Annotated in this window: 5 protein-coding genes and 1 pseudogene; all 6 read right to left on the reverse strand. The window is 58.9% G+C overall.

Annotated elements, in window-relative coordinates; all coding sequences use genetic code 11:
- On the reverse strand, positions 1-2939 hold a 2939-nt coding region (locus tag IQ26_RS38205), incomplete at its 3' end, for an amino acid adenylation domain-containing protein (protein WP_162458194.1).
- Positions 2940-4798: 1859 nt separating this feature from the next.
- Positions 4799-5131, reverse strand: coding sequence for a hypothetical protein (locus IQ26_RS38220; protein ID WP_208760313.1), 333 nt, complete (start codon positions 5129-5131; stop codon positions 4799-4801).
- A 496-nt stretch (positions 5132-5627) separates the two neighbouring features.
- Positions 5628-5909, reverse strand: coding sequence for a hypothetical protein (locus IQ26_RS38230; protein WP_145723493.1), 282 nt, complete (start codon positions 5907-5909; stop codon positions 5628-5630).
- A gap of 67 nt (positions 5910-5976) precedes the next feature.
- Positions 5977-6861, reverse strand: coding sequence for a citrulline utilization hydrolase CtlX (ctlX, locus tag IQ26_RS38235; RefSeq protein ID WP_162458195.1), 885 nt, complete (start codon positions 6859-6861; stop codon positions 5977-5979).
- 197 nt (positions 6862-7058) lie between these two features.
- Positions 7059-8276, reverse strand: a complete 1218-nt coding sequence (locus IQ26_RS38240) for an arginine deiminase (protein ID WP_145723495.1) — start codon at positions 8274-8276, stop codon at positions 7059-7061.
- Between the two features lie 726 nt (positions 8277-9002).
- Positions 9003-9155: pseudogene (locus tag IQ26_RS38245) on the reverse strand (IS110 family transposase); the annotation flags it as partial.
- Between the last annotated feature and the right edge of the window lie 135 nt (positions 9156-9290).

Raw genomic sequence — 9290 nt, forward strand, 5'->3', positions numbered from 1 at the left:
TCGCGCACCCATTCGTGCTCGACAAGCCGCGCCGCAATCTCGCCCGGCTCGATGCGGAAGCCGCGGATCTTGACCTGCTCGTCGTTGCGGCCCAAGAACTCCAGATTGCCGTCCGGCAGATAGCGCGCCAGATCGCCGGTGCGGTACAGACGATCGCCAGCCACAAACGGGCTGGCAATGAAGCGCTCAGCCGTCAGATCAGGCCGGTTCAGATAGCCGCGCGCCACGCCCGCCCCGCCGATATAGAGCTCGCCCACCGCCCCGAACGGAACCGGCGCGCCATGAGCGTCCAGCAGATAAAGCCGCGTGTTCGATATCGGACGGCCGATCGGGACATTTAGAGCCTTCTCCTGCATTGGACCCACAGTATAGGTAGCCGCAAATGTCGTCGTCTCGGTCGGACCATAGCAGTGAATGAGACGTACAGGGCCTTCTTCTCTCTGCAACCTTAGGAAGGCGGAGGGGTCATTCCGCTCGCCTCCACAAAGGAGGTATTTAAGTCGTGATAACGTCGGGGCAATCGATGACGTATACTGGTTGAATAACGCTGTTGTCAGAAACAGGGATGTCACTTTCTGACGTTCGAGCGCCTTGGAAAAACTCGATGCATCTAAGACGGTAGTGGCATTCATTACAACCACGCAGCCACCGTTAAGCAGCGGCGCCCACACTTCAAATGTGCTTGCGTCGAAGGCGGGATTGCCCGCCCAGGCTACACGGTCGCCGGCATCGATTGTCAAATATTCATTATTGATCGCGAGCCGGTTGACAGCACGGTGAGGAACAACAACTCCCTTAGGAAGGCCGGTCGAGCCGGAAGTGTACATCACGTAAGCGGCATCTTCGGCGCTCAATCTCAGCCCAGGATCGGTGCTCAGTTCTGCATCGGCCGCTAACGGCTCAATAGGCACAACAGGAACCGTCACCTCGGCGAGATCAACCCCCTTACTCTCGCTAAGAACCAGGCGTGCAGCACAATCAGCCATCAGCCATTCTTGTCGCGCGAGTGGAACAGCGCGATCGATCGGCACATAAACCGCGCCCGTCTTCAGAATGGCCAACTGCGCCACCACAAGCGTGACGGAGCGGTCCAGTAGTGTCGCAATGCGATCCCCGGGCTTCACCCCAAGCCCGATCAGATGGTGGGCCAGCCGGTTGGCGCGGGCGTTGAGCTCGCCATAGCTCAGCGCTTCGGCCTCATGCACCAGCGCCACCCTGTCGGGCCCCTGACGCACCTGCGCCTCGAACAGCTCGTGGATGCACTTGTGCGACGGATAGTCCGCTTCCGTCCGGTTCAGCTCCTCCAAAAGGTAAGTCCGCTCCTCGGGCGACAGCAGCTCGATGCGGCCGACCGGCTGCCCGGCATCGGCAACCACATCAGCCAACAAGGTCTCCAAATGCCGGGTCATGCGATCGATCTGCTCCGGGGCCAATCGATTGGCATCGAAATGCCACCGAAAGCGGCCGTCGATGGCGCAAACCTCGAATGTCACCAGCTCGCCCGCCAGCGCTGCCTCGAATCTTCCGGTCGAAGCTGAGTTGGGACCAACAGAACTGTTTTGTCCCGCAATCGCCACACCAACCGGCCAGGGCCGTTGCGACCGCAGCGCCTCGATATCGCGCAATGGCGGAGACCGACCGACAAGATCGCGCGCAAAGCTGTCGTGCTTGCTGAGATGGGCGATCTCGGCCGCGACTGCCTTGCGTGTTTGCTTGAAGTCCCATGCGAGATCGAGGGTGACTTCCATTGGCACGGCGGAAGCGATAACGGCCCCCGCCGCCTTCACCCTGGCTCGCGCCGGTTTCGGCGCGGGCCTCCATCCCAGTTGAAGATCTATCTGGCCCGAAACGAGGGCCAGATAGATCAGCCATGCCGTTAGCAGGTCTTCCACCCGATCGGCAGGGGGAAGCTCCGCCAGGGCATTCGACACTTGCCAGGAACTCGACTGCCAGGCCGGCGGCGCTTTTGCTGTGCCGGACGACAGGTAAGGCAGCTGCACAGTTTTGAACTGCTCAAGCCGTCGTCCCCAAAAAGCCTCCGAAGACGCTATTTCTTCGTGGATGGCTGTCAGGCAACGCGCCTGATCGTCGCTGAGGACAGGAAGGGCATCGCCTTCAGCCAGATCATTGCGGCTGGCGAGTGCTTGTGCCTCCAGCGGCTCACCGTCCAAGCTGCCAAACCAGACCTCTACATCGTGCGTACCCGTCGCCACACGCCAGTGACCCGGATGGATTTCAAGCAGGCGGCCTGCCGCAAGGCCGGAGCGGCAAGGCAGCATCTCCAAGCGTCTGACGGCGACAACCTCTTGCCCTGCCAGCGCCTTGCACAAACACATCGGATTGGGGTAAAACGGCCCAAAATCTAAGGCCCGCGCCATCGCCGACAGATCTTGCGCGGATCGATCCCAGCGCAGAATACCTGCCGCATCTGGCCGCTGGCGGCTGGGAAAATAGCTCCTGTCTTCCGGTGGCATTGGACGGGTAGTGAGCTTGCCCCCCGCCAAGCCACCCAGCAGCTCGCGGAAGCCCTCGACGGCGGCTTCATAGCATTTGAGGTTCAGGGTCAGCGCCGTTTCGGTAGGCGCAACCAGCACTTGGCGCTGAACCGCTATGTCACCTGGATTAAACCCATCATCGATATAATGCCAAGTTATGGCATGCTCGCTCTCTTGCGCCAGCAGCGCCCAAGACGTCGCGTGAGTTCCGGCGTAGCGCGGCAAGGGACCGTCATGACAGTTGAAAGCACCTTGACTGATCCGTCCCAACACATCGGCCGGCAAGATGAACGGATTGGCAACGGAAAAGAGCCACTCCACCGGCTCGCTCTTGAGGAAGCTCGACAGCTCTTCAACGCTTGACAGGCATGGGAGATTGGCACGATCCGTCCAGTTAGCGAATGTCGCATCGGCACTTAGCACCGCGCGAATATCGTGGCCCATTTTCATAGCCAGCTGCGCACAGCTGATCGCCAGCGTGCCGCCGCCGACAATAACGCTAGAACAAATTGGCCGTGTTGTAGCTTGCAGTCTACCATCCCCGCTTGGCTCGCAAGCATCTGTGCGCATCGGAGGAGGTCGACGTACCATTTTCATCCCTCAGCCAATCCATCGAACGGCATGATCTGCTTCCATCCAAGGCGCCCCGTCCGGCCTGCCGCACCGGTCAGAAGCTGCTCGACAGTTCCGTGCTGAATGCTGATTGAGTTGAGCTGGCAGCCTTGCGCGACGAACGACAGCAGCGTCTCGACTGACGCGAAGTGTTTTGGCGGAACCGCTCCTAATAGTGCAGCATCTATGGCAGTGAATGGCATAAGTTGAACAAGCTATGTGTCTGTGTTGGGCGGCGCGGCCGAGGGACCGCCATGGTCCTGCGGATGCTCCAGTCTCATAGCAATCAGCGTGCCACAAACGGTGCAAAGCTTGCTTGAAGAGCGGAAGAACGAAAGCGCTCACCCGTGTGCGGGGAGTTGATGACGGCTTCGATAAAGCCGCCGGCGGCCGATGCCGGTGATGCGAGACCTACTTGTCGGGCGCCACGCCCTAATGCCAGCTCGTTAATCGTGACAATTGTCGGATACCGGCGACCCTTCTCGGGCCGCTGATGTACTGCTGACTAAAGCGGAAATCCCGGCAATCTGCTCCCGCGTCAGACGCTGCCTGATTTGGTCGGTCGCGCAGATCAAGTCCCCTGGTCCGATAGCCTGACGGGGCAGAAAGCTTCACGATCTATGATTCCATTTCCAAACGCAGGCACGCCTAATTTCCGTCGAATGGTCGAGGTTTGGTGTTTTCGGAAGCACGCCATCGATTCGACGGAAGCCCGACATCGTTTTTGTGGCGCGCGTCTGTGGTCCGATCGGGTGGCTCCAGGCTTACAGGTGGGCCCTTGAGAGAAACAGACTGGCCGTCGAAGGGCTTCATCCCGCAGATCCTGCCGAAGGGGGGCCGGTCAGATCAATAGTCTGAGGATCTCCTGTTGAGCAAGCGTAACAGTCTCCATCACTTTGGCTCCTTAGCTACAATCGAGAGATTGTCTGACGTGCAGGCGCCGGGCCGCTTCGAGGGGCTAGCCCATGTGTCAAATTTTGTCCTCGAGCAATTCGCGTCCGGCTTGGGCAGGCTCGATTCCAGGGCTCAGATGCCGATCCCAGTTCCGTCGACCTAGTTCGGATTGCGACCACCTGTTGCTTGAAGGGGGGGATGTCACATTAACTCAGTAAAGAGCTTTTTCCATCGCGCCGCGCCGATTCTTGACGCCCTAACCCTTTGATTTCTTTTGCCCGAAACTTTTGCGCTTGACGAGTAGATAGTAGTATTTCTCGTTAATGTGACATCCCCGTCGATCCTGCTCGTGTCCGGAAAATCTCCGTAATCACAGATGTGCCGCCTTTGGGGAGCAAGCCCCAACGTATCGATCTCATTTGCCCAATACTGCGAGAAGTTGTCTGACAAGAATGTCTCGACTGGAGTCGGACCGAGTAGATTTTGTAGGGCCATGCTGCAGGCCCCAGTACCTGAACCGGGAACGATTCCGCAGAGCCAGCTATCAGGCAGCTCTAGCAAAGAGGCCATGCGTCGGATTACTTCTCCGAGCCGTTCTGCTCCCTCGGAGCTTCGGTGACTCCGTCCAACATAGCGCAGCATAGTTGGGTGCACGCTCCAGCCGGGATGTTTGCGGCAAGGGCCTGATGAAAACCGTGGATCGGACGGAAGGACCGATGGTTTCACTACCGCATTTGGCAGGGTCATGGCTTCCTCCAAATTGGGAAAAAGGGGCACCTCGACAGAGATATCTGAGATCAGGCGATGTCCTGCGCCATCAGCGCTGACAGCTTGTCATTGGCAAAACTCATCCGTTCATCGGCGGGAAGGTCCGAAAGGCGCCTGATGATTGCGGCGTCAGACAAAGCCCCGCCTTCACAAAGCTTTTGAACATAGGACGGATGGATGAAGTTTGAGCCCGCGAATTGATATGCCGCGCTGCTGCCCCAGCCATACCGTTTGCGAAGCGGATCGAAGTGACGCAAGACGTGCTCGAGGAGTGCCCGTTCCTTGGATGGTTCGAGGCGCGTGAGAAGCGGTAGAAGCTGCTCAGTGGCCGTATTCCCTGCCCCGCGGCCCATGCCGCTCATGGTGCAGTCTATCCAGGTCGCTCCCGCGCCTTCCGGTTCTGAAGACGGCGTTGGGTAAGCAACTTAAGTTTTTGCCGCAGGCGAATTAGCCTAGATTGGTCATGTAAGGGGTCGGCCCTCACGCCGCACTGGACGGCGTCGCTACCGACGCTCGCCGCGCCATCATCACGAAACTGTCGAGCAATTCGAATACGCAAGGGAGGTCTTCTGCGTCGCGTACAGCAGCATGGCTTTGGCGTTGGGCCCCTGACCATCGCGGATCGCGTCTCTTGGAGTGGTGTAAAGTGACGGCGCGGTTGCTGCGCTTCCCCGGCAGGTGCCGGAAATCAGGGTGCCACTGCCTGCCGGCTGCCGCTAACAGCCGGCTGAAGGCCGATGATCGTGCGGGCGATGGTGGATTTGCCAGATCCGCTTTCGCCGACGCCGCACACAGCGTCAATGAAAAGGGTCTGCCGTGCCCGTGGTGGGCGAGGGCAATCGTCTCGCCCTAGCGGATTCAAAAAGACGTAAACGGCAGGCCCCCGGACCCATCTATGTATTGCTTGCCGTCGGCATCGAAGACATAGCCATGGGACACCTTGGGCAATTCTCCTGCGGCAATCGTTGTTGAAGTCTTTGGCGACAGCCCGGCGCCGCATGAGACGTTCAAAGCGTTCGATCGTATTTCTTTGACGAGCGCGATGAGCTTTTGGACTTTCGGAAGGCCCAGCGTCGCTACAATGTGCGCATTTCGCTGATCGTGGGCAGTGATTTCACGCGATCGTGCGCTGGCGAACAAGAAGATCGCGCGTGCGATGAAGCGTCTTCCTGTCCCCGCGGGTTGGTCCGCAGTGGCCGGTCCGCTTCTAATCCCGAGGCGTGAGGTGTACGCCGGCGATGGTGCATCGCACGGAACCGCCGGCTCGCTCGACGGTAGGAATTGCTAGCGGCAGCAGCCGCGCGCTCACGCTAATCATGTCAATCTGATCCTTGGTCAATGCCAACAGTGCGGTCGTCGACAGAGACAAGATACGCCCGTTCCCGCCCAGGAGCTCAATCGCATTGCCTGCAAACTTCTCAATCTGTGCGTTGGTGAGCCCGATTACCCGGCGTCCGGTGCGTTCCAGCCGATGGACAATTTCGCGCCGTCTCTCCGAGTCAGTGATCATGTCCAGCCCGATCATGGCGAAATCGGTCGCGACGCACATCAGAACGTTCGTATGATAGATGTCCAACCCACTGGGGTCCTTCGCCGAGAACAGCACCGGCTCAAAACTGAACTGGGCACAGAACCTTTCAAGCGCGATTGGATCGGTGCGCTCAGATATCACTGCATAGGCGACCCGATCAATATGATCGAGCACCATCGAACCGGTACCTTCCAAGAAGAGGCCGTCCGGCTCAAGGCCAGAATAGTCGATCACCTCTTGCACTCTGTATCGGCTCTTCAGCATGTCAATAATATCACTCCGGCGCTCACGTCGGCGGCTCAAGGCCTTCATCGGGTAGATCGCCACGTAACCGCCAGCGTGAGTTGAAAACCAGTTGTTCGGAAACACTGAATCCGGAGCGTCGCTGTCCTCGTCCTCGAACAAATGCACCGTTATACCCTGCTCTTGGAGCAGCTCAGCGGCGCGGGTGATCTCCGCATAGGCGAGCGGCGACAGATCACCAGCATCAACATTCGATATTTGAAAGCGATTGTCGGCCGCAGTTTCAGTATTGACCGTGAAACGGTGCGGGCGGACCATAACCACCGCAGAAGGGGCCTGAACCGAAAATTCTGAGCGTGCTACCACGGAAAAGACTCCGATCAGGTTAGTGAGTGCGCGGGAGTATGCCGCAGCAACCGCGCGGGTCATTCGGTCAGCGATCCCGTTGAGGCGGAAATCGCGAGTTCGCGGATGGTCTTGCTGTGCCTGGCGGGTCGATGTCAAAGTGCCTTCGGTCAGATCGGATCGCGCACAAGTGGGCAAGTCATGCAGCGTCCGCCGCCACGGCCACGGCTGAGTTCAGCACCATCGACCGTGATCACTTTCACGCCGGCGCGCCTCAATAGCGTGTTCGTATGTACGTTGCGTTCGTAGGCAATCACCACGCCCGGCTCGACAGCGACCACATTATTAGCGGCATTCCATTGCTCCCGCTCGGCCGCGAAGCTGTCACCACCGGTCTCGACAGTGCGGAGAGCCTTCAATCCCAGCGCCTCGGCCACTACCGATAAGAAAGGTCTAGTCTCCTTGGTGACATCGAGCACACCCTCAGCATTGTTCGGTCGCAACGAAAACGTCTTGAGTAGCTCAATGACCTGCGGGTGGATCGTCACAAGGTCGCGGTCACAGAAGGTGAAGATCGTGTCAAGATGCATAGAGCGGCGAGTCCGCGGCATCAGTGCCGCGATGACGTGCGTCACATCCTTCGTCGTGAACAAGCGTCGCGCCAGAGCCTCAACTGCCTGGGGTGTGGTTCGTTCACCCATTCCAATCAGCACAACACCGCCGCCGACCGGCATCACATCACCGCCCTCGAGACTGGAGGCGGGGTCTGCTCCATCCGGCCCCAAGTAAGTGAAGCTGGCCTCCCGAAACCGCGGATGGAACCGGTAGACCACCTCGACATTCGCAGCTTCCGGCTGTCTTGCGGGCCAATACATAGCGTTGACCGAGACACCACCGTAGATCCAACAGGAGCTGTCACGTGTGAAAACCTGGTTCGGCAATGACGGGAGGACGAAATCCTCCGGCTCCAGCGTTTGCCCCGTTAGGCTGCGCGGCTTGAACGGCAGTTCAGAAGCCAAAATCCCGCTGACCAGATAGGTCGCGAGTTGATCAGAAGAAATTGCGCCGAGCCAGTTTCGCAGTTCATCGACCATGTCTTGCCCGACAGCGGAAGGTTGAACGCGACGGTCGAGGAGCCAACGGCGCGCTTCGGGCAAGGCCACCGTTGCAGAAAGCAGTTCGTCGAAGGATTGAACCAACACGCCACGATCGCGCAGGGCCCTCACGAACATGTCGTGCTCCTGCCCGGCACGCTCCGCCCAAAGCACGTCGTCGAAAAGAAGGCCCTTGCAGTTCCGCGGTGTGAGACGGTGAAGGCTAAGGCCTGGCCGGTGCACCAGTACTTCTCGCAGCCGGGCGACCTCGGAATGCACACCTAAGCTCATCATGGGAATTGCCTTGCCCTCAGAGCGGGCCGGTGGCGCAGGCCCTGTCTCGTTGACTGCAAGTGGGCGGTCATGGTGGGATCGGCCGGGACGAAGGCGCTCTCCCCGCTCAGCCCCGCCCAAAAGTTGGGAGAAGAACCTCGTGATAGCGAGGCCCTCAAGGAGATCATCGATACAGACATCGCACGGCTCTGCTCCTCGGTATACGTCTCCGGTTAGAGAGCAAAGGCCATACCGAGCCAAAAAATGGTGTGAATGCAATAGTTTGCCTGTTCCCGGCCGCTTCTGCCTGCCCGTTACGGGCAGATTTTTGTCGGGCTTCTGACATAGAGAAGCTAACTTCTATGAGCGTCGCACCTCCATGGAGGCGACAATTCTTCACCTCCTCGCCAACTGGCCCGAGCTTTAATCGTGTCAGCTGCTAAACCATGCGCACCTAATCTAGCAGGCTTCTCTGATTGGGGTCGTTGAGGTCAAGCTCCTCCTGATATTTTTCCGGACCATGTCGCCCCGCGGGTCACTCGCTTCTCTTCGCGGTCGACGTTAGGCCGCCGCATGATGGGGTCAGTAGAGCGAGGCGTCTCAATCTGTTGAACGACCTTGGGAGAGTTCGGCCCAGGATCGTGCCTGCTAACGAGATCACCTTGCCCATCGTCCCCACGGGAACGATCCGGATCACGCCCTTTCGGGCGGAATCAACTCCTCCTTCGTTGGTCCGTTATCCCTATTTCATGCCGATACGCGGCCGGGTGCCTTGCCGAAGCGGAATTCTGTTGCATCACTCCACATGCGATGCAGAATGACAGCGAGCTTGCGGGCAACAGCAACTCGGGCTCGAGCCATACCGCGCCGTTTGGCGACGTTCATGCCCCACGCTCTGAGGCGGATGTGTTGCAAAGTTTTTGGTAACGAGGCGCATGGCATTGGGCTCCGGTGTTCCCCGGAGAGTTGAGATGTTCAAAGGCCGCCATTTCGACCAATCTGTGATCTTGCTTTGCATTCGCTGGTATCTGGCCT

The organism is Mesorhizobium tianshanense, from assembly GCF_007830515.1.
Taxonomy (GTDB): domain Bacteria; phylum Pseudomonadota; class Alphaproteobacteria; order Rhizobiales; family Rhizobiaceae; genus Mesorhizobium; species Mesorhizobium tianshanense.

Excerpts from the sequence above, each read along its gene's own strand:
- IQ26_RS38220 (WP_208760313.1), bottom strand. The coding sequence starts at position 5,131 with ATGAGCGGCATGGGCCGCGGGGCAGGGAATACGGCCACTGAGCAGCTT.
- ctlX (WP_162458195.1), bottom strand. The coding sequence starts at position 6,861 with ATGGTCCGCCCGCACCGTTTCACGGTCAATACTGAAACTGCGGCCGAC.
- IQ26_RS38240 (WP_145723495.1), bottom strand. The coding sequence starts at position 8,276 with ATGATGAGCTTAGGTGTGCATTCCGAGGTCGCCCGGCTGCGAGAAGTA.